Here is a 22333-nt window from a genome sequence, read left to right on the forward strand (position 1 = left end):
AAGTAATCACAAAAACTCGGTTGGTGAGTATAATATCCATCTTTACTATGTTCAAAATGATGGCCAATTAGTTGGTGTGACTGGAACGAAAACAACTGTATCCATTGGTAAGCCCAAAGGAACAATTACCATTCAAAACAACAATCCCAATACAGGAACCTTTGATGTGATTGTATCAGGTGTTTCTAATCCAGCTGGTGGAGTGAAGACAGTCAGTGTGCCAATTTGGTCTAGTGTCAATGGACAGGATGATATTATTTGGTATACAGCTGCTAGACAAGCTGATGGAACCTATAAAGTAACGGTTAAGGCAAGTAATCACAAAAACTCGGTTGGTGAGTATAATATCCATCTTTACTATGTTCAAAATGATGGCCAATTAGTTGGTGTAGGTGGTACGAAAACCAATGTTTCTATTGCTAAACCACAAGGGAAAATTACTATTGCTAATAATAATCCTGAAACAGGAACCTTTGATGTGATTGTTTCAGAAGTTTCCAATCCAGCTGGTGGAGTGAAGACAGTTAGTGTTCCAGTTTGGTCTAGTGATGGTGGACAGGATGATATTATTTGGTATACAGCTGCTAGACAATCTGATGGAACTTATAAGGTGACCGTTAAAGCAACTGATCATAAACGATCCACAGGTGAATATAATATTCATCTATATTATGTTCAACATGATGGTCAGTTAGTAGGAGTGACTGGAACAACGACAACTGTTTCGATGGCTCGTCCTAAAGGTACTTTGACAATTACGAATAATAATCCGAATGCAGGAACCTTTGATGTGATTGTATCAGGTGTTTCCAGCCCCGATGGTGTTCGCGAGGTAAAATTACCGACTTGGTCTAATGTAGATGGTCAAGATGACATTATCTGGTATACTGCTAAAAAGCAAGCAGATGGAACCTATAAGGTAACGGTTAAAGCTAGTGATCATAAATATTCAACAGGCATATACAATGTTCATCTTTATTATGTACAAGATGATGGTAAATTAGTAGGTGTAGCAGGGACACAAACAGTTGTTTCTTTAGCTAAGCCACAAGGACAAATTACCATTCAAAACAATAATCCTCATACTGGGACCTTTGATGTTATCGTGTCCAATGTTTCTAATCCTTACGGTGTACGCGAAGTCAAGTTGCCAATTTGGTCTAGTGTCAATGGACAAGATGATATTATCTGGTATACAGCAGCTAAGCAAGCCAATGGAACTTATAAGGTGACTGTTAAGGCAAGTAATCACAAAAACTCGGTTGGTGAGTATAATATTCATCTATATTATATCCAAAATAATGGTAAATTGGTGGGTGTGACTGGAACAAAAACCAATGTTTCCATTGCTAAACCACAAGGGAAAATTACTATTGCCAATAATAATCCTGATACTGGGACCTTTGATGTGATTGTATCAGAAGTTTCCAATCCAGCTGGTGGAGTGAAAGCAGTTAGTGTTCCAATTTGGTCTAGTGTCAATGGGCAGGATGATATTATTTGGTACACTGCTACAAAGCAAGTCAATGGAACCTATAAAGTCACAGTCAAAGCCAGTGATCATAAATATTCGACCGGTTTATATTATGTTCATTTATACTATGTTCAAAATAATGGAACATTGATTGGAGTAGGTGGTACATCAACCAATGTCACAATTTCTCCAGATAAGCTGAAACCAACTGGAAAAATCACTATTCAAAACAACAATCCCAACACAGGAACTTTTGAAGTTGTCGTATCTAATGTTTTCAGTCCCAATGGTGTTCGTGAAGTGAAACTACCAACTTGGTCTAGTGTCAATGGACAAGATGATGTTAGTTGGTACACAGCCACAAAACAAGCTGATGGAACTTATAAATTATTTGTCAATGCTAGTAATCATAAAAACTCCACTGGTGAATACAATGTCCATCTATATTATGTCCAAAATGATGGTCAATTAGTTGGTGTGGGGGGAATTAAACTTCAAGTTAACAGAAGAGTCTATGAAACGCCATATTATTCTCAACGTGATAGTCGTTGGGCAGGACGAACTTATGGTGGCTATACGTTTGCTGCAACAGGCTGCGTTCCAACGACAGTCGCTATGGCAATTTCTGGTATTACAGGCCAGACTGTCTTGCCAACGACTGTGGCCGATTATCTCTATCATTCTACGAATGAATTTAATAAGAGAAGTTACGGAACAACGAGCCACGGAATTGTATTAGCAGCACGGCATTGGGGTCTAAAAACAGAGACTTTAGGGTCAACTGCAGCTGTGCGAGAAGCACTTGCTATGGGACATCATGTGCTTGGTGCAGTAGGAACCAGCGTGTTTGCAAATTATCCTGTCACACATGAATTAATCATGAAAGGTTATAACAACGGAATGACCTATGTAATGGATCCTTATAATGCTAGTAATAATGGCTATTATTCAGTAGATTATTTATTTAGAGTACGGAGTTTGGATCCAACTGACAATACAGAGGGATCACCATTTATGACAATCAGAGCGTAGGTTGTACTTGTTCTGATAAGAATGAAGAATATATATTTTGATATTTTATTAATTTATAAGAAAAGAGTGATTCAGACAACTCGGATTGCCTGAATCACTCTATTTTTTATGAACACAATAAAAAACTCTATGACTTCTACAGAAAAAATCATAGAGTTTGATTGTTTTCAACTGAATTTATCTTTTGTTATTTTCCCAAGCAAAATTGGCTGAAAAGCTGAGTAATGAGTTCATCAGGAGCTGCATTCCCTGTGATTTCGCCGAGGATTCTCCACGTCTGAGTTAGATCGACTTGAACTAAGTCTACCGGCATTCCCAAATCTAGTCCCTCATTAACAGCATGAAGACTTTCGATAGCTTTTTCGATTAGAGAGATATGACGAGAGTTAGAAAGATAAGTAGCGTCTTGTTCTGCAATGCCAGCATTTTCAAAGAAAAGTTGATTGATTCGTTCTTCAATTTTATCAATATTTTGATTTTGAAGAGCCGAAATCTTGATAAAATCAGCTGGGAGTTGAGTAGTTTCAATCTTTTCGTCCAAGTCTGTCTTATTCAGTAGCAAGATACGATTGGTGTCTTGGCTGATTTCTAAAAGTTTATGGTCTTGTTCTGTTAAGGGCTCGTTTGCATTTAGCACAAGAAGTACAAGGTCAGCATCTTTGAGAGCTTTTTTGGATCGCTCTACTCCGATTTGTTCGACAATATCATCTGTATCACGGATACCGGCAGTATCGATCAATTTTAATGGCACGCCATTAATGTTGACATATTCTTCAATGACGTCGCGAGTGGTGCCAGCTATATCTGTCACAATAGCCTTATCCTCACGTAAAAGGTTGTTGAGAAGGCTAGATTTGCCAACATTAGGGCGACCGATAATAGCGGTAGAAATTCCTTCACGCAGAATTTTACCTCGGCGTGCTGTTTTTAAAAGTTGAGTTAAAAGTTCTTCAAATTCAGCCGTTTTTTCATACAGAAGTTTGGTCGTCATTTCCTCAACATCATCATATTCTGGATAGTCAATATTGACTTCAACTTGAGCCAGCGTGTTAAGTATTTCTTGACGTATATTATTGATGAGATCGGATAGAGAACCATCTAATTGCTTGACGGCAATATTCATAGCTTTATCCGTTTTTGCTCTGATAATGTCCATGATCGCTTCAGCTTGTGTCAAATCTACACGTCCATTGAGAAAGGCTCGCTTGGTAAATTCACCAGGATCTGCCATTCTGGCTCCTTCTCGAATAGCTAATTGGAGGATTTCGTTAGTCACAGCAATCCCTCCGTGAGTGTTAATCTCAATCACATCTTCGCGTGTGAATGTTTTGGGAGAACGCATCGCTCCAATCATGACCTCATCTAGCACTTGGTTTGAATGAGGGTCTATAATGTGACCGTAGTTAAGTGTGTGGCTGGCAACCTTGCTTAAATCTTTTCCTTTGAAGATTTTTTGGGCAATCGCAAAGCTCTCTGTTCCACTTAGTCTAACAATGCCGATAGCTCCTTCACCAAGAGGAGTCGAGATAGCGGCAATCGTATCAAATTCTTTAGTAATCATCATTTATTCCTTATATAATGTATTCAAATGTACTCTCTATTCATTGTAACGCAAAACAATGCTTGTCGCAAGATTTTCACATGCTATTTTTAGTCAAGATAGCTCTTCATCATTTTTTCAACAAGATAAACTAAATAAAAAAGATTATTCGGTTATTCATTTGCAATATCAAATTATAATAGAAAAAATTAAGGATTTTTAACATTTTATCATAAAGAAAAAAGGAATATTCGGCTTTTAGAATTTTTGGTAAAAAATAATAATTTTACAAGAAAGTGGTTTCATTTTTTTGTGCTAAAGTTGCTAAATCATGGTATACTAGAAGCAGATTGATTAAAGGAGTAAAAATGGAAAACCTCAAAAAAATGGCAGGAATCAAAGCTGCAGAATATGTGAAAGATGGAATGGTAGTTGGTTTAGGCACTGGTTCGACTGCCTATTATTTTGTAGAAGAAATTGGCCGCCGTATCAAGGAAGAACAGTTAAATATTACTGCTGTCACTACTTCAAGTGAGACAAGCGAACAAGCTCGAAATTTGGGAATTCCATTGAAAGCGATTGATGAAGTAGCAGAAGTAGACGTGACAGTTGACGGAGCTGATGAAGTGGACGTTGACTTTAATGGTATCAAAGGTGGCGGTGGCGCCCTGCTTATGGAAAAGGTTGTTGCAACTCCAACAAAGACCTACATTTGGGTAGTGGATGAAAGTAAAATGGTTCATGAATTAGGTGCGTTCAAATTACCGGTAGAAGTGGTGCAATATGGTGCAGAACAGCTTTTTCGTCGCTTTGAACATGCAGGCTACAAACCATCATTTCGTGAAAAAGATGGCAAGCGCTATGTCACTGATATGCAGAATTTTATCATCGATCTTGACTTAGGTGTGATTGAAAATCCAGTTGAATTTGGGCGAGAATTAGATCATGTAGTCGGTGTTGTGGAACATGGACTCTTTAATCAAATGGTGGATATGGTCATTGTTGCTGGAAAAAATGGCGTGCAAATTTTAAAATCAACTAAAGCAAAATAAAAAGGAGAGTAAAATTTTATGTCACATGGAATTATCTTCATGTCGTTGTCATGGATTCAGACTGAATTGGTACTACATTAAATGCTGATTTTTATGAAAGTAAAAATGTTAGAGTATATAAATAAGTTGTTCTAACAAATGTCACAAATAGCTTAATATTTCACTACCCTTACAGACAAAATGCTAAAAGGGAAATAAATGATAAGAGTGAGGAGAAATGATATGAATTTAATGGGTAAAATTAACGAAACAGCACAGTTTTTAAAAGACAAAGGAATTACTGTACCAGCATTTGGCTTGATTCTCGGATCTGGTTTGGGAGAATTAGCTGGTGAGATTGAAAATGCTGTCAGTATTGACTATGCAGATATTCCCAATTGGGGTCGCTCAACAGTAGTGGGGCATGCCGGTAAATTGGTCTATGGTGATTTAGCAGGTCGGAAAGTATTAGCTTTGCAAGGACGATTCCATTTTTATGAAGGAAATCCGATGGAAGTGGTGACATTCCCTGTTCGTGTGATGAGAGCACTAGGCTGTGAAGGTGTTATTGTCACAAATGCTGCTGGAGGAGTTGAATATGGTCCCGGCACTTTAATGGCTATTTCAGATCATATCAATTTAACTGGACAAAATCCTCTAATTGGAGCGAATTTAGACGAATTTGGACCACGCTTCCCAGATATGTCTGATGCTTATACAAAAGTTTATCGTGAAAAAGCGCATGCTGTAGCCGAAAAATTAGGTGTTGACTTGAAAGAAGGAGTTTATCTGGGTGTTACCGGTCCAACCTATGAAACGCCAGCTGAAATCCGCGCTTTCCAAACCTTAGGAGCTAGCGCTGTCGGTATGTCAACTGTTCCAGAAGTAATTGTGGCAGCCCACTCAGGCTTGAAAGTATTGGGAATTTCTGCTATCACCAATTTTGCAGCTGGTTTCCAAAGCGAGCTAAACCATGAAGAAGTGGTGGAAGTGACTGAACGAATCAAAGAAGACTTCAAAGGACTTGTAAAAGCAATCCTTGCAGAATTGTAAAAATAACTAAAATTTAGAAGAAAAGGAGAGTGGAGCTTGCTTTATTTTCGCTTTTCTATAATCAATTAAAACGAAAGGAATAAAACCTGTACAAAATCCATTCTGAAAAGAAAAAGTTTTTAAGAAATTGATAACTTTGATTGTTTTTGATTCAGATTTTTACGGGTTTGGTATCTTAATTATGTCAATCCATATTGCAGCAAAACCAGGCGAAATCGCTGATAAAATTTTACTACCTGGAGATCCACTTCGTGCTAAATTTATTGCCGAAAATTTCTTAGAAGATGCTGTGTGTTTCAATGAAGTTCGCAACATGTTTGGTTATACAGGGACTTATAAAGGTCATCGTGTTAGTGTGATGGGAACTGGAATGGGAATTCCGTCCATTTCTATCTATGCGCATGAATTGATTGTGAACTACGGTGTGAAACGTTTAATTCGTGTAGGAACTGCTGGTTCGTTGAATAAAGATGTTCATGTACGTGAATTGGTGTTGGCGCAAGCAGCAGCGACAAATTCAAATATCATTCGTAATGATTGGCCTCAATATGATTTTCCGCAAATTGCAAGTTTTCATCTGTTGGATAAGGCTTATCATATTGCTAAGGGATTTGGTATGACAACGCATGTTGGAAATGTCCTATCATCAGATGTTTTCTATTCAAACTATGGTGAAAAAAATATCGAACTTGGTAAAATGGGGGTTCTGGCTGTGGAAATGGAAGCGGCAGCTCTTTATTATTTAGCTGCTCAATATAATGTTGAAGCACTCGGTATTATGACTATTTCAGATAGCTTGGTGAATCCAGATGAAGATACAACAGCAGAAGAACGACAAACGACTTTCACAGATATGATGAAAGTCGGCTTAGAAACGATTATTTCAGAGTGATGCTTGGAAATTTAGATCTAAAAGAAGAGATAGTGTATGCTATTTCTCGCTATGATTATGCTCATGCCTATAAATTAGCTCAAAGATTGAACGATGCAGGATCAAAGCTAATTGAACTTTTGTATATTATGGCAGAACGGAGAGAGTTAAATATCCGCCCTGCTATGGAATGTCAGTTGGAAATTAGAAATGATTTTCAACTTTTTTGTCATGAGTCTGAGGAAGATGAGCAATTAGCAAATTATCTCTATGATTTAGAAGCGAAGCTTAAAAATGAACAAGTGATTGATTTTATTCGTGCCGTTAGTCCAGCTATTTATAGGATTTTTATGCGTTTGATCAAGATGGAAATTCCTGATATTGAATCTTATATTCATAATTCTCGAGAAGCGAGTTACGATCGTTGGAATTTTGAAAAGATGAAAAATACAGGGCACCCCATTTTGAGCACTTTTCATGCCGAAAGCACTGTTCATTCTTCCAGTCTAGCCAGTTTGATTTTGCTACTGGATTTGTCAGAGCAAGTCAAAATAATGGTCAAAGAGTTGCGAAAGTTGGAGAAATCTGTTCGAAATCCTTTGGCACATTTGATTAAGCATTTTGATGAAGAAGAATTGTACTCCACTACCGGGTTTTCTTCTCAATTTTTTATGGAAATATTGATTTTGCTAGCACAAGCAACCGGTATCACTTATGATAAAGAGCAGTTTTATTTTGATCGTGTTAATCAAGTCATCAAAACGTTTCTTGATTAAATGTTTCATTCCATTATAAAATCCCATACAAGAAATTTAATGGCTTGTATGGGATTTTTAATTATTTAGATGAAGAACTTGATTCTTCTGTCGATGAGGAAGAACTGTTACTACTCGTTGATTCAAATTGTTCCGGATGAAGAGCTCGATAACTTGGTGAATTGAACAAATCAACAGTTGAATTTCCACCGCGTTTGCTATAAAGACTTGTAGATTCGGTGTCTTTTTTCTTCTCAATGGACAATAATGATTTAAGTGAATTAGTGTAAGAATAGTCTTTAGGATTCACTTTTCCTAAATTATTTCCTTTGTAGAAGCGAAGCAAGTCTCCTGTTTGAATCAAGTCACTCATCTTCAACTGTTCATTAGTTGTGTTGCGAATTTTTTCAAGTTCTGCTTTGGTTGTTTCATCAGGATTGGTAATTTCTTGCCCTGTTTCAGTATAGTAAGTACGTCCACTGTAGCTTGTATACTTAGGAGTCACGAAATAATTTGATGAACGAAAGGCAACAGTTTGTTGATGTTTGGGTGACAATAAGTCTTGTCCAACTTGTAAGTATTGTTTGGAGTCAATACCGAGCAAATGTTCCAAAGTAGGTAAGAGGTCAATCTGTCCTCCGTAAGTATTGACAATTTTTCCTTTTGTCATTCCAGGAATCACTACCATGTAAGGAACTCTTTGGAGCATCGCATTGTCATAGCTAGACCAAGTTTCAGAGTTTTTGCCAAGTAGTGGTGCAAGTGATGGATTGCGAGAATTTGAAATACCGTAGTGATCTCCGTACAGTACGATAATGGAATTTTCGTAAAGTCCAGACGCTTTCAAATAATCAAAGAATGATTTAACCGCAGAATCCAGATAATTTGCTGTTGCAAAATAGCCGTTAATGGTTTCATCTTTTGTTGTCGCAAGCGGGAAGCCAGTCTCATCACCAATCAAACTAGTAGTGTAAGGATAGTGATTAGAAACGGTGATATATTTTGCATAGAAAGGTTGTTGCAAATGTTCAAGATATTTAATGGAATCTTTGAACATAATCTTATCATTCAGACCATATTGGAAAGAGTTGGTCTTATTTTGTTTGGAGAAATAAGCTGCATCAAAGAAATAATTATATCCCCATTGTTTGTAGGTGGTATTTCGATTCCAGAAGCTACCAGCATTTCCATGGAAAACAGCACTAGAATTATAACCGTTTTTTGAAAGGATGTATGGAGCAGCTTGCTGCGTGTTTGTGCCGCCATAGTTTACCATGTAAGAACCTTGATTGAGACCGAATAAACCAGTTTCTAGCATAGTTTCGGCATCAGAAGTCTTCCCGGCTTTGACTTGATTAAAGATATTGGAGAAGGATAAAGTTGAATTTGAATGGTAAAGTGAGTTAAGGAAAGGTGTTACTTCATATTCTTTACCCTCAGATTTCAATTTATAATCAATCAGGAATTGTTGGAAACTTTCTAAGTGAAGGTAGATGACATTTCTTCCTTTAGCAATACCATAATATTCTTTATTTGGCTCCGCATAGTGTGACTTGACATATTCTTCAACAGGCTTCAAATCATTTGCACTTGCTTTGGAGCGTTCTTTATTGGCACTGTATGTTTGATTGGCGCTATACCCAAGAAAAGCAGGTAAGCCCAATGCACGGACAACATAATAATTTGAAAACCCGCGCGTTAACAATTCAGGTCGGTCAATTTCTGCTAAAAAGAGGTTGGCAGAAAAGAGCATACTAGATAGTGCGGTAATGGCAAAGCTAGCTCGCTTATTAAAAGAACGGTCATCCAATCGAATCCATTTTTTATAAAAAAGAAAACCTAAAATTGGAAAATCAATGATGTAAATCAAATCACTCACTCTAAATAATTCAAGCGCAGCTTCTCCTAGACCGGCAGAAACACTGCTTGAAGCCAGCATAGTATTGACAGTGACAAAATCACTAAACTCTCGATAATAGATGGAGTTTGAAATGAGCCAAACAAACAATAAAGTGTAAAGAGAAAGGGCTAGAATATAAAAAATCTTGGTTTTCTTAATGTAAAGCGCTAGCCCAATTAATAACAACCCTAATGGGATAGGATTGATCATAGCGAGAAAGACTTGATATGCACCTTGAATATCAAGATTAAAATCAACAGAATAGGCCCACATGGTTTTAAGCCAATAAAGAGTCAGTAAGGTCAAGACAAAACCTAGTCTTGTACTCATGAAGTTGAGTATCTTCCTAGTCATATTTTTCACAAATTGTACTTCCTTGTCTTATTTCCTAAAATTTTCACTATTAAGTATAACATATTTTCGTTTTAAGTAGGTAATTTAAAATGTCGCATTTGCTTTTATCAGATAAAAAACAGAGTAGAACTTTTATAGACTGAAAATAAATAGAAGTTTTACAAATCACCATTTTCTTGCAATCATTTTGTAATAAGCAGTACATTTTTTTGAGAAAATTCATAACATTTGATATAATAGAGTTTATGAAACAGCTTACGATTCCTTCTTACACCGAAAAAAAGATAAAAAAAGGACAATTTGTTTTAGAAAAACAAGATTTCCCTTCTCTTCCTTTTCATGATCAAGCCGTAGAATTGGCAAATACAAAAGGACAATTTATAGGCATCGGATACTTATCGGAGCAAAACAAAGGGATTGGGTGGTTTATTTCACATAAGAAAGTAACTTTAGATGTCTCGTTTTTCTGTCAGCTATTCCAATGTGCTAAAGAAAAGCGACAAGTTTATCAACAATCTGAAGAGACGACAGCTTACCGTCTTTTTAACCAAGAAGGAGATGGATTTGGCGGTTTTACAATAGATTTGTATCAAGACTATGCTGTCTTTTCTTGGTATAATCTCTTTGTTTACGAAATGAAAGAGACCGTTGTTCAAGCGTTTCAACACGTTTTCCCAGAAGTTGCAGGAGCGTATGAGAAAATTCGATTTAAGGGATTAGATGTTGAGTCTGCTCATTTGTATGGGCAGGAGGCTTCGGCTTTTTTCACTATTTTAGAAAATGGTGTTCGGTATCAAGTCTTTCTAAACGATGGCTTGATGACAGGAATTTTCCTTGACCAGCATGAGGTTCGTGGTAGCCTGGCAGATGGTCTAGCAACTGGCAAGTCTCTATTAAATATGTTTTCTTACACGGCAGCTTTTTCGGTTGCGGCAGCCATAGGAGGAGCAAGTCAGACGACCTCTGTCGATTTAGCAAAACGGAGTCGTGAGCTATCTGAAGCACATTTTAAAGAGAATGGTTTGGATCTGAGTCATCATACATTTTTTGTGATGGATGCGTTTGACTACTTTAAATATGCAAAGCGACATGGTCTGACCTATGATGTGATTGTTTTAGACCCGCCGAGTTTTGCAAGAAATAAAAAACAAACTTTTTCAGTGGCTAAGGACTATCATAAGTTGATTGCTCAGTCTTTAGAAATTTTAAATCCTCACGGAATGATTATTGCTAGTACGAATGCCGCAAATATTTCACGTAGTAAGTTTAAAAAAGAAATTGAAAAAGGTTTTGCAGGAAGCAAGCACCGTTATCTGAAAGAATACGGTTTGCCAGCAGATTTTACTTATAATAAGAAAGATGAAAGAAGTAATTACCTCAAGGTATTTACCATTAAGGTGGACAAATGAAATTAGTCGTATCAGTGATGCCTAAAAATTTAGAAGAAGCGCAAAATATTGATAGTTTGCGCTATAATGACGCGGATATTATTGAATGGCGCGCTGATTTTTTAGCAAAAGATGATATTCTGACTGTTGCGCCTGCTATTTTTGAAAAATTTGCTGGTCGTGAATTGATTTTCACTCTGAGAACAATTGGGGAGGGTGGAAAGATTGAATTGACGGATGATGAATATATTTCTATCATTAAGGAAGTTTCAACAATATATCAACCCGATTATATTGATTTTGAATATTTTTCTCATAAAGATAGATTTGAGGAAATGTTGGATTTTCCAAATCTTGTTTTGAGTTATCACAATTTTGAAGAAACGCCTGAAAATATGATGGAAATTTTATCCGAATTGACCAGTTTGACTCCAAAAGTAGTAAAAGTTTCTGTTATGGCGCATAGTGAGCAAGATGTACTGGATTTGATGAACTATACGCGTGGCTTTAAAACATTGAATCCAGATCAGGATTTTGTGACGATTTCTATGGGACAAATTGGAAAAATTTCACGAATAACAGCGGATTTGACAGGCTCAAGCTGGTCTTTTGCTAGTTTAGATGAGTCTAGTGCTCTAGGGCAAATTTCTCTTGCTAATATGAAACAAATTCAGGAGATTTTGAATGAAAATTGACGGCTATACTCGTTTAGCGGCAGTTGTTGCCAATCCAATCAAACATAGTATTTCTCCTTTTATTCATAATGCGGCATTTGAGCAAGCGGGCGTTAATGGAGTTTATGTAGCTTGGGAAATTTCAGAAGATGACTTGAAAACGACTGTTGAAAATATTCGCCGCTATAATATGTTTGGAATTAATTTGTCTATGCCTTATAAACAGGCTGTGATTCCTTTTTTAGATGAGCTCACACCGGCTGCACAGATGATAGGGGCAGTGAATACTGTCGTAAATCAAAACGGGAAATTAATTGGTTATAATACAGATGGTAAGGGATTTTTTATGAGCTTGCCATCTTTTGTCATCAAAGGCAAAAAAATGCTTATACTTGGGGCTGGTGGAGCTGCAACAGCCATTATTGTACAGGCTGTTTTAGAAGGTGCTGATGAGATTTTTGTGTTTACGAGGAAAACTTCTTTTGAGCGTGTTTTACAGCAAATGAAACAAATTCAGCAGGCAGCTAGCACGAAAATTTCAGTGTTACCATTAGAACAAAGAGAATTATTGCAAGAAAAGCTTAATACTTCCGCTTTGTTGGTCAATGGGACCAGTCTAGGGATGGACGAAAAGACATCACCCGTACCTAGCACTATTCGTTTATCAAAATCACTCCTTGTGGCGGATGTGATTTATCAGCCATTTGAAACACCATTTTTAAAATGGGCAAAAAAACAAAATGTGCAAGTCGTTAATGGTTTAGGTATGCTACTGTATCAAGCCGCGGAAGCATTTAAATTGTGGACAGGAAAAGATATGCCAACTAAGGAAATTTGGCAGGCATTGGAACAGGAGTACAATTAAGGAGTTGCCTATGAAGTTAAATGTGAACCTCCCCAATCATCCTTACGATATTGTCATTGAAAAGGGGATTTTAGCAAAGGCTGGAGAATGGCTGGCAAGTTTGTGGTCAGCTCAAAAGCTTGTTGTCATCACCGATAATCATGTGGCAAGTCTATATGCCGAAACAGTCAAACGTAGTTTAGAGCTTGCAGGTTTTGAAGTATTTGTGTTTAATTTTCTGGAAGGTGAAGCCAGTAAAAATTTAACAACAGTTACTAACGTTTATGAATTTTTAGCAAAAGTTGGATTGACCCGTAGCGATGGTATTGTAGCCTTAGGAGGTGGCGTGGTTGGTGATTTAGCTGGTTTTGCTGCTTCAACTTATATGCGGGGTGTTCATTTTGTACAGATACCGACTAGTTTGACTGCTCAAGTAGATTCTTCAATCGGTGGGAAAACGGGTGTCAATACACCGTGGGCAAAGAACATGGTGGGAACTTTTACTCAGCCAGATGGAGTTCTGATCGATCCAGATGTTTTAAAAACTTTGGGACAACGGGAGCTGATTGAAGGTATGGGAGAAGTTATCAAGTATGGTTTAATTGAAGATGTAGAGTTGTGGAAGGAACTGGTTGATATGGACGGTAGTCCAGAGTCTATTTTAGAGCACGCAGAAAGTATCATTTATCATTCTTGCAATGTCAAACGCAAATTAGTAGTAGAAGATGAACTTGATAATGGAGTGCGTCTTTATCTAAATTTTGGGCATACTATTGGTCATGCAGTAGAAGCGACTGCAGGTTATGGAAAAGTCATGCATGGAGAAGCTGTTTCTATTGGAATGGTCCAGGTTGCGCGCGTGGCAGAAAAAGAAGAACTAATGCCTAAGGGAATAACCACAGAGATTGAGAAGATGTGTTGTAAGTTTGGTCTCCCGACTGATTACCAACCTTGGCGTCAGGAAGAACTCTATCAAGCTTTACTTCATGATAAGAAAGCTAGAGGAAAGATAATTAAATTGGTTCTTGTTCCAAAATTGGGCACGGCAACCATTTATCAGATTCCTTTAGAAGAAATGAAGGATTATTTAGAAAAATAAGAGCTTAGTGTATATAAAATACGAGGTAACTAAATGAGATATTTAACTGCTGGGGAGTCACATGGGCCGCGTTTAACAGCTATCATTGAGGGAGTACCGGCTGGACTTCCTCTTACGACAGATTACATCAATTTAGAACTCAAACGCCGTCAGGGCGGATACGGTCGTGGAGCTCGCATGAAGATAGAGAGTGATAAAGTGGAAATTACTTCCGGTGTTCGTCACGGGCGAACCATGGGCGGGCCGATTACACTCAATGTGACGAATCTGGATCATCAAAAATGGTTGGACATTATGAATGTGGCAGATGTGAACGACAAAAAAAAAGAACTGCGTAAGATTACCAAGCCTCGCCCGGGTCATGCAGATCTGGTTGGAGGTATGAAGTACCGTTTTGATGACTTGCGCAATTCTTTGGAGCGATCTTCTGCACGTGAAACGACCATGCGGGTTGCAGTAGGAGCTGTTGCTAAGCGACTCTTAGAAGAAATTGGAGTTGAAGTAGCCAGTCATATTGTAAGTTTTGGTGGTATTGATGTTGAAATTCCGGAAAATTTGACCGTTTCTGAAATCAAGAAACGTGCTCGTCAGTCAGAAGTTTCGATTGTCAACCCAGAACGGGAAGAGGAAATCAGATCCTATATTGATCAGATAAAGAAAGATGGCGATACCATTGGTGGAATTGTTGAAACCATTGTCGGTGGTGTGCCAGTTGGACTAGGTTCTTATGTTCAGTGGGATAGGAAATTAGATGCTAAAATTGCTCAAGGAGTAGTTTCTATTAATGCATTTAAAGGTGTGGAATTTGGGATTGGTTTTGAAGCAGGGCGGCTTAAGGGCAGTCAGGTTATGGATGAAATACTCTGGTCTAAAGAGGATGGCTTTACTCGTCGTACCAATAATCTTGGTGGTTTTGAGGGTGGCATGACTAACGGAGAGCCTATCATAGTACGCGGAGTGATGAAGCCGATACCAACTCTCTATAAACCACTTATGAGTGTTGATATTGAAACACACGAACCTTACAAGGCAACAGTAGAACGGAGTGATCCGACTGCTTTGCCAGCTGCTGGTGTAGTAATGGAAGCTGTTGTTGCAACAGTACTTGCAACGGAGATCTTGGAGAAATTTTCTTCGGATAACCTAGACGAATTAAAAGAAGCAGTTCAACAATACCGTGATTATGTGAAAGGTTTTTAATGCTTACTTATATTTGTACCATGTTACTCGTAGGACTGTTTGCGGGGATTTTGGGGGCTTTATTAGGACTTGGAGGCGGAATTGTTATCACGCCTGTACTCACTCTCTTATTTGGAGTAGACATTAAGTATGCGGTAGGAGCTTCTATTATTGCAGTTTTAGCAACTAGTTCAGGCTCTGCTATTGCTTATCTTAAAGATGATATGCTCAATCTACGGATTGCTATGTTTTTAGAAATTTTTACAACTTTAGGCGCCTTTGTAGGTGCGGTGTTATCAGTGATAACAGATTCACAGTTTCTTTTTTTACTTTATGGAGCTCTTATGCTCTTTCAAGCATTTAATATGTACCAGAAAATTCGTTCTAAAAAAGAAGAGCATTTACCTAGTCAAAATGATGCTATTGCTGAAAAACTAAATCTCAGTGGGGAATATTTTGATAAAGGCTTAAATCGGACGATTAAATACCAAGTAGCTAATGTTCCAGGTGGTTCCGTTGTTATGTTTTTTGCAGGCGTTATGTCGGCTCTCTTAGGCATTGGCGCAGGCGCCTTTAAAGTCTTAGCTATGGATACGGTGATGAAAATGCCTTTAAAAGCTAGTTCAGCAACCGCTAATTTTATGATGGGAGTTACAGGAACTGCTTCAGCCATCTTTTATCTTTTTGTAGGACAAATCAATCCGGTATTAGTGACACCAATCGCCTTAGGTGTTCTAGTCGGATCTTTTATCGGAAGCCGCATCATGCCATATGTGCCTGTAAAAGTTTTGCGATGGATTTTTCTTGTTGCTTTGTTAGCTCTTGGTATGCAAATGTTTATACGAGGTATGAAATGACAGATAAGATGCGAGAAGAAAAAGAGCAGCTGGATTTGGTAATGGGGAAAATTCTTCGCGTAGGAATTTTACTGTCCCTTATTTTTATGTTCCTTGGTCTGATTTTTTACTTTTTTAGTGGGCAGCAGGTGATTTCTTTAGGGAATTTAGAACAGTTTAATCCAGTTGACTACGTGAAGAGCCATTCCATTTTTGATGCAGTAACGTTTATGCTACTAGGATCTTTTATGCTTATTTTGACACCAATTTTTCGAGTGATTTCGACATTTATCATTTTTTTGAAAACAAAAGATAAAATGTATATGATTTTCACAGCGATTGTTATGATTATTATTTTGGTGTCGATTGTTCTAGGGTTTATCATTGAACCAAAGTAAAGGAGTGAGCATGGAAAAGAAAGTTATTTACATTGCAGGTCTTGGTTTGATTGGATCATCAATCGCACTTGGAATTCGACGTGGTCATCCAAACTATATCATATTAGGCTATAATCGTGGAGAAGAGTCAAGAAAGATCGCCCTTGAAAAAGGCTTAGTGGATAAAGTGACCAACCAGTTTGCTGAATTTGCTCCTCTGGCAGATGTGATTATTCTTGCTATCCCTATCAAGCAAACGATTGAGTTTATCCGGCAATTAGCCACTCTAGATTTAAAAAAAGCTGTTATTATCTCAGATGTAGGCTCTACCAAAGCTGAAATTGTAACTGCTGCTGAAGAAGCTCTAAGGGAGAAAGATATCCGATTTGTAGGTGCGCATCCTATGGCAGGTAGTCATAAAACGGGTGCTCGTGCAGCAGATGTGAATCTGTTTGAAAATGCCTATTATATTTTTACTCCGTCTCATTTGACGAAAGATGGCACGATAGAGGAAATGAAAGATCTCTTATCGGGTTTGCATGCTCGGTTTATCGAGATTGATGCCAAAGAGCATGATGATGTAACTAGCCAAATTAGTCATTTTCCGCATATTCTAGCTTCGAGCCTTATGGATCAAGCAGCTGCATATACTCAACAGCACGAAATGACACAACATTTCGCTGCTGGAGGCTTTCGTGATATGACGCGGATTGCAGAGAGTGAGCCAAGCATGTGGACTTCGATTTTGTTGACCAATCCAGATGCTATTTTAGAGAGAATAGAGGATTTTAAGAAGCGATTAGATATTATTTCAAGTGCTATTCAGAATAAAAATGAAGATCTAATTTGGAAATTTTTTCAACATGGGCGACAGGTCCGAAAAGCTATGGAAATTCATAAACGAGCTGGTGTGGATAGCTTTTATGACATTTTCATCAATGTTCCTGATGAAGAAGATGCTATTTTAGGTATCCTAGAACTTCTAAGAGGAACGTCCATTGTTAACATTCACATCAACGAAGAAAATCGTGAAGACATTAACGGAATTCTCCAAATCACCTTTAAAAATCGTGAAGATTTGGAAAAATCTGCTAAAATAATAAGAGAAAAGACACATTATCCAGTCTTTTTAGATTAAGGAGGAAGACTATGTCAAATATTTATGATTTAGCAAATGAACTTAGCCGTACTCTGCGTGACCTTCCTGAGTACAAAGCTGTTGTCGAAAGTAAAAAAGCAGTAGATGCTGATAGTGAAGCGAAAGCTCTTTTAAAGGATTATCTAGCTTTTCAACAAGAATTGCAAGCGATGGCACAATCAGGTCAAATGCCCACGCAAGAAGTACAAGATAAGATGAAATCCTTTGGGGAAAAAATTCAAGTAAATCCTGCTCTGACTGAATTTTTCAACAAACAACAGCAATTATCTATTTACTTGGCGGACATTGAACGTATCATTTTTGATCCAGTTCAAGAATTGCTAAAATAAACAATATACACAGGTTGGCTGATTCAAATTTTGAATCAGCTTTTTTGGTCAGGGCGAATAAACCTTGTAAAACAAGTCTCTTCCAGAAATATGTGAATTTTCTGCATGTTTTTGGAAAATGCTTGTTTTTTAATGATTTCTGAGTATAATGAATTATATCTACTGGACAAATTTTCAGTATATTATCAACTATTAGACACCTATTTGAGATATCCAGCCATTGTAGGACGTGAGGGAATTCTGGAACAAGTTCAACTTAACTTAACAGAAGAAGAAAATGAAAATTAGCTCGTTCTGCACAATTCATCAAGCAAAAATTTTTAGAAAGTTTATCGTCTTAAGAGGTTGAGGAAAAGTAGAATCTGAAGAAATGAAGTCTTCTCCCACTCACTTTTGTTTCCCTCCTTTTTTTATGGTACAATATGTAAAAAGGATCAGGTATGAGGTTTTCTATGCAATTACGAACAAAGGCAAGTGGGTTAGCAGGGTGCATTCATGTGCCAGGGGATAAGTCTATTAGTCATCGCTCAATTATATTTGGTAGTTTAGCTAAAGGAGTCACAACGATTCATGATATTTTGCGAGGGGAAGATGTTCTATCCACCATGCAAGTCTTTCGCGATTTAGGTGTTCGGATTGACGATGATGGCGATGTAGTAACGATTCACGGGGTGGGTTTTGCTGGCCTTAAAGCTCCTACAAATACACTGAACATGGGAAATTCTGGTACTTCCATTCGCTTGATTTCGGGCGTACTGGCTGGACAGGATTTTGCAGCAACAATGGTTGGCGATGATAGCTTATCGAAACGTCCTATGGATCGTGTAACAATTCCTCTCCGTCAAATGGGAGTCCAAATCGCTGGGCAAACCAATCGTGACCTGCCACCGCTTACGATTCATGGAAATAAGACCTTACAACCAATTCATTATACATTACCTGTGGCTTCTGCTCAGGTTAAGTCTGCTTTGATATTTGCTGCTTTGCAAGCTCGAGGTGAATCCGTCATTCTTGAAAAAGAGATGACCCGTAACCATACAGAAGATATGATTGAGCAGTTCGGTGGTCAGATTTTTATCAATGGTAAGGAAATTCGTATTCAGGGTGGACAAGAGTTTATAGGACAGAATGTTGTAATACCAGGAGATATTTCTAGTGCAGCTTTCTGGTTGGTGGCAGGACTTATTGTTCCAAATTCTAAGATTATTTTGAAAAATGTTGGAATCAATGAAACGCGGACTGGCATTTTGGATGTCATTCAAGCAATGGGTGGGAAGTTAAGTGTGGCGGATATAGACAATATTGCTAAGTCTGCAACTATGACGGTGGAAACATCTGAATTAGTTGGCACAGAAATTAGTGGAGAAATTATCCCACGCTTGATTGATGAATTGCCCATCATTGCACTTTTAGCTACTCAAGCTAAAGGGCAAACGGTCATTCGTGATGCAGAGGAACTAAAAGTAAAAGAAACAGACCGTATTCAAGTTGTGGCAGATACACTAAATAGCATGGGAGCCGATATTACTCCGACAGAGGATGGCATGATCATCAAAGGGGAAAGCCCTTTTCATGGTGCTAAAGTGAATACATTTGGCGATCATCGAATTGGTATGATGGCAGCTATTGCAGCTCTTTTGGTAAACGATGATCAAGTAGAACTGGAACGAGCCGAAGCTATCAATACGAGTTATCCGAATTTCTTTCATGATTTGGAGGATTTACTTCATGCCTAAAATTTTGATTGGTTTCATGGGGGCTGGAAAATCAACAATTGCTAGCTTGTTAGATGAGAATTTTATTGATATGGATGAGTTTTTGTCAGAAAAACTAGAGATGCCGATTAAAGAATATTTTGAGCGGTATGGTGAAGAAGCTTTTCGACAAAGAGAAAGTGAATTATTAAAAGAATTGCTGCAGTCAGAACAAGTCATCTCAACCGGTGGCGGAATCGTAAGCAGTATTCAAAATCGCAAGTTATTAAAACAAAATCCTGAAAACATTTATTTGAAAACGGATTTTGAGACACTTTACCAGCGCCTTGAAGAAGATCAGAAACACCAGCGCCCGCTTTATTTGAACAATAGCAAAGCTGATTTAAAAAGTCTTTTTAATCAACGTCAGGCTTGGTATGAAGAAGTAGCTACAAAAGTTATTGATGTGACTACTTTGACACCAAAACAAATTGTGGAGGTGTTGCAATGAAAATTGGATTTTTAGGTCCGAAAGGGTCTTTTTCTCATCATGTGGCACAAGAAGCCTTTCCAGCAGATACTTTAGTTGCTTTTGAAAATATCACAGATGTTGTAAAGGCTTATGAAATAGGTGAAGTAGATTATTCTGTGGTGCCGGTTGAAAATTCAATTGAAGGCAGTGTCCATGAAACATTGGATTATCTTTTTCATCAGGCTGCCATTTATGCTGTGGCGGAAGTTGTACAACCGATACAACAACAGCTATTGGCTACAGCAACTGAGAAGCCAGTAGAAAAAATCTTTTCTCATCCGCAGGCAATTGCGCAAGGCAAAAAATATATCCGTCAGCATTATCCACAAGCTAAAATCGAAATAACAGCTAGCACAGCTTATGCAGCCCGTTTTGTGGCTCAACATCCTGAAGAAAATTATGCAGCCATTGCTCCTAAAACTGCAGCCAGTGAATATGATTTGCAGATTATTGCAGAGGATATTCAAGAAATGGATGAGAATTTCACTCGTTTTTGGTTGCTTGGACAGTCAATCTCGGATTTGCCATTGTATCCGAAGGAAAAGAAAATGACGCTCGCTTTAACTTTGCCAGATAATCTACCTGGTGCTTTATACAAAGCCCTTGCAACTTTTGCATGGCGGGGAATTGATTTGACAAAGATTGAAAGCCGTCCATTGAAGACAGCCTTGGGAGAATATTTTTTCATTGTGGATATCAATAATGAAAAAGCGAATTTGGTATCATTTGCGATAAAAGAGTTAGAAACAATTGGTATTACTTATAAAATTTTAGGAAATTATACTGTTTATACCATTTCAGAAAAGTAGATTGGAGAAATCATGGGTAAAAAATCTGATAATCTCAGCCACCATGAGCAGTTGAGACTGGACTATCTTTACAAAAATATCCATTATTTAAATGAACGCGAGAAAAAAGAGTATCAATATCTTCTTAGCAAGCAAGAAGGAAACCAAACAATAGAGCCAGCTCGAGCAGTGAGAAGTAACTTTTCTGACCAACAGGTTCCTGAGAATTTTGGCTATACTGAACAAGGATTACCTCAATATCCAGAAAGAAGTCGCCGTAGTAAACGAGCTAAAATTGAACGCATACCAAATTATACAACCGAAAATGTAGAAAATCCGCCCAAGCCTAAAAAGGAAAAACGACATAGAAAATTACGTGTGAAGCGGATTCTAGGTTGGTTAGCACTTATTGTGGTGTTGATTATTGGAGGGATGCTTTTTATGTTTATAAAAGGCTTGAACACCTCTAAAAGCAATCCAAATGCAAAAGCTGCTCAAACAGAGATTTTTCATGGGAAAGATACAAAAGACGGCGTGAATATACTTATTTTGGGTACAGATGGACGAATTGGACAATCTTCTTCTGAAACGCGGACAGATTCGATCATGGTCTTAAATGTCGGTGGAAAAAATAAAAAAATGAAACTCGTCAGTTTCATGAGGGACACGCTCGTTCACATTGATGAAGTCAGCCAAGGATCGGGTTATGATCAAAAGTTAAATGTAGCGTATGCCATTGGAGAGCAAAATAAGAATCAAGGCGCTGAATTAGTACGCCAAGTGTTAAAAGATAACTTTGATATTGACATTAAATATTATGCCTTGGTTGATTTTTCGACCTTTGCAACAGCGATTGATACACTTTTTCCAAATGGTGTTGAAATGAATGCGAACTTTTCAACTATCAATGGCGAAAAAGTGAGTGAAGTTCGGGTGCCGGATGATCTTAATATGAAAGACGGCGTGGTTCCAGAGCAGACGATTAAGGTTGGCAAACAACGAATGGACGGTCGTACGCTTTTGAATTATGCGCGTTTCCGTAAAGATGATGAGGGAGATTTTGGACGTACCCGTCGCCAGCAAGAGGTGATGAGTGCGATTATTCAGCAAATAAAAGACCCAACGAAACTGTTCACAGGATCTGAAGCACTTGGAAAAGTCTTTGCGTTAACTTCGACAAATATTCCCTATAGCTTTTTACTAACACATGGCTTATCTTCTCTTACCAATGCTCGTAATGGTGTTGAAAAGATGACTATTCCTAAAAATGGTGATTGGATAGATGCTTATGATATGTATGGTGGTCAAGGCTTGCTTGTTGATTTTGAAGCTTATAAGACTAAATTAGCAAAACTTGGACTCAGATAATGATATAATAGAAAGTGATAATTCTGTCGCTTTCTTTTTTTGGGAAATGGCAGAGC

The 22333-nt window shown here is 37.8% G+C and carries 20 protein-coding genes and 1 pseudogene; 19 read left to right on the top strand and 2 right to left on the bottom strand.

Annotated elements, in window-relative coordinates; translation table 11 throughout:
- Nucleotides 1–2506: GBS Bsp-like repeat-containing protein (locus HMPREF1514_RS00975; protein ID WP_037596619.1), on the top strand; the 2506-nt coding region annotated here is incomplete at its 5' end.
- A gap of 187 nt (nucleotides 2507–2693) precedes the next feature.
- On the opposite strand, the gene mnmE is transcribed toward HMPREF1514_RS00975, so the two are convergent.
- On the bottom strand, nucleotides 2694–4067 hold the full coding sequence (gene mnmE / locus HMPREF1514_RS00980; protein WP_037596621.1) for a tRNA uridine-5-carboxymethylaminomethyl(34) synthesis GTPase MnmE: 1374 nt from the start codon (nucleotides 4065–4067) through the stop codon (nucleotides 2694–2696).
- A 347-nt stretch (nucleotides 4068–4414) separates the two neighbouring features.
- Between mnmE and rpiA the strand changes: the two genes are divergently transcribed.
- The 4 genes from rpiA to HMPREF1514_RS01000 all read left to right on the top strand — a co-directional run bounded on the left by rpiA (nucleotide 4415) and on the right by HMPREF1514_RS01000 (nucleotide 7777).
- Nucleotides 4415–5098, top strand: coding sequence for a ribose-5-phosphate isomerase RpiA (rpiA, locus tag HMPREF1514_RS00985; protein ID WP_003068551.1), 684 nt, complete (start codon nucleotides 4415–4417; stop codon nucleotides 5096–5098).
- A gap of 222 nt (nucleotides 5099–5320) precedes the next feature.
- Nucleotides 5321–6130 (top strand): purine-nucleoside phosphorylase, encoded by an 810-nt coding sequence (locus HMPREF1514_RS00990; RefSeq protein WP_037596624.1) that lies wholly within the window; start codon nucleotides 5321–5323, stop codon nucleotides 6128–6130.
- A gap of 181 nt (nucleotides 6131–6311) precedes the next feature.
- Nucleotides 6312–7022: a purine-nucleoside phosphorylase gene (gene deoD / locus HMPREF1514_RS00995; protein ID WP_020997945.1), complete on the top strand. Its 711-nt coding sequence runs from the start codon at nucleotides 6312–6314 to the stop codon at nucleotides 7020–7022.
- Nucleotides 7022–7777 carry a hypothetical protein gene (locus HMPREF1514_RS01000; RefSeq protein ID WP_037596626.1) on the top strand — a complete coding sequence of 252 codons (756 nt, stop codon included), beginning with the start codon at nucleotides 7022–7024 and terminating at the stop codon, nucleotides 7775–7777. The genes deoD and HMPREF1514_RS01000 overlap by 1 nt, the downstream gene beginning before the upstream one ends.
- 61 nt (nucleotides 7778–7838) lie before the next feature.
- On the opposite strand, the gene HMPREF1514_RS01005 is transcribed toward HMPREF1514_RS01000, so the two are convergent.
- Nucleotides 7839–10010 (bottom strand): LTA synthase family protein, encoded by a 2172-nt coding sequence (locus HMPREF1514_RS01005; RefSeq protein WP_443030962.1) that lies wholly within the window; start codon nucleotides 10008–10010, stop codon nucleotides 7839–7841.
- Nucleotides 10011–10255: 245 nt separating this feature from the next.
- On the opposite strand from HMPREF1514_RS01005, the gene HMPREF1514_RS01010 reads away from it, so the two are divergent.
- From HMPREF1514_RS01010 to HMPREF1514_RS01075, 14 genes and pseudogenes are all read left to right on the top strand, one after another.
- A complete protein-coding gene (locus tag HMPREF1514_RS01010; protein WP_037596630.1) occupies nucleotides 10256–11419 on the top strand; it encodes a class I SAM-dependent rRNA methyltransferase in 1164 nt (387 codons plus the stop codon).
- Nucleotides 11416–12093, top strand: a complete 678-nt coding sequence (gene aroD, locus HMPREF1514_RS01015) for a type I 3-dehydroquinate dehydratase (RefSeq protein ID WP_006268264.1) — start codon at nucleotides 11416–11418, stop codon at nucleotides 12091–12093. Before HMPREF1514_RS01010 ends, aroD begins: the two co-directional genes overlap by 4 nt.
- Nucleotides 12083–12937, top strand: a complete 855-nt coding sequence (locus HMPREF1514_RS01020) for a shikimate dehydrogenase (protein WP_037596634.1) — start codon at nucleotides 12083–12085, stop codon at nucleotides 12935–12937. The genes aroD and HMPREF1514_RS01020 overlap by 11 nt, the downstream gene beginning before the upstream one ends.
- Before the next feature lie 10 nt (nucleotides 12938–12947).
- Nucleotides 12948–14015 carry a 3-dehydroquinate synthase gene (aroB, locus tag HMPREF1514_RS01025; protein WP_037596637.1) on the top strand — a complete coding sequence of 356 codons (1068 nt, stop codon included), beginning with the start codon at nucleotides 12948–12950 and terminating at the stop codon, nucleotides 14013–14015.
- A 33-nt stretch (nucleotides 14016–14048) separates the two neighbouring features.
- A complete protein-coding gene (gene aroC, locus HMPREF1514_RS01030) occupies nucleotides 14049–15215 on the top strand; it encodes a chorismate synthase (RefSeq protein ID WP_037596639.1) in 1167 nt (388 codons plus the stop codon).
- Nucleotides 15215–16051 (top strand): sulfite exporter TauE/SafE family protein, encoded by an 837-nt coding sequence (locus HMPREF1514_RS01035; protein WP_003068574.1) that lies wholly within the window; start codon nucleotides 15215–15217, stop codon nucleotides 16049–16051. The genes aroC and HMPREF1514_RS01035 overlap by 1 nt, the downstream gene beginning before the upstream one ends.
- A complete protein-coding gene (locus tag HMPREF1514_RS01040) occupies nucleotides 16048–16428 on the top strand; it encodes a DUF1634 domain-containing protein (protein ID WP_037596641.1) in 381 nt (126 codons plus the stop codon). Before HMPREF1514_RS01035 ends, HMPREF1514_RS01040 begins: the two co-directional genes overlap by 4 nt.
- 10 nt (nucleotides 16429–16438) lie before the next feature.
- The gene (locus HMPREF1514_RS01045; protein ID WP_037596644.1) at nucleotides 16439–17545 is read left to right on the top strand and encodes a prephenate dehydrogenase; all 1107 of its coding nucleotides are present in this window, start codon (nucleotides 16439–16441) and stop codon (nucleotides 17543–17545) included.
- An 11-nt stretch (nucleotides 17546–17556) separates the two neighbouring features.
- On the top strand, nucleotides 17557–17895 hold the full coding sequence (locus HMPREF1514_RS01050; RefSeq protein ID WP_003073067.1) for a YlbF/YmcA family competence regulator: 339 nt from the start codon (nucleotides 17557–17559) through the stop codon (nucleotides 17893–17895).
- A 174-nt stretch (nucleotides 17896–18069) separates the two neighbouring features.
- Nucleotides 18070–18236: pseudogene (locus tag HMPREF1514_RS09605) on the top strand (L-lactate dehydrogenase); the annotation flags it as partial.
- A gap of 111 nt (nucleotides 18237–18347) precedes the next feature.
- A complete protein-coding gene (gene aroA / locus HMPREF1514_RS01060) occupies nucleotides 18348–19631 on the top strand; it encodes a 3-phosphoshikimate 1-carboxyvinyltransferase (RefSeq protein WP_037596650.1) in 1284 nt (427 codons plus the stop codon).
- Nucleotides 19624–20100, top strand: a complete 477-nt coding sequence (locus tag HMPREF1514_RS01065; protein ID WP_003068583.1) for a shikimate kinase — start codon at nucleotides 19624–19626, stop codon at nucleotides 20098–20100. The genes aroA and HMPREF1514_RS01065 overlap by 8 nt, the downstream gene beginning before the upstream one ends.
- On the top strand, nucleotides 20097–20930 hold the full coding sequence (gene pheA / locus HMPREF1514_RS01070) for a prephenate dehydratase (RefSeq protein ID WP_037596652.1): 834 nt from the start codon (nucleotides 20097–20099) through the stop codon (nucleotides 20928–20930). Before HMPREF1514_RS01065 ends, pheA begins: the two co-directional genes overlap by 4 nt.
- A gap of 12 nt (nucleotides 20931–20942) precedes the next feature.
- Entirely contained in the window at nucleotides 20943–22277 is a 1335-nt protein-coding gene (locus tag HMPREF1514_RS01075; RefSeq protein ID WP_037596655.1) for an LCP family protein, read from the top strand.
- Nucleotides 22278–22333 lie beyond the last annotated feature (56 nt).

The organism is Streptococcus sp. AS20 (assembly GCF_000524255.1).
Classification (GTDB): Bacteria; Bacillota; Bacilli; order Lactobacillales; family Streptococcaceae; genus Streptococcus; species Streptococcus constellatus.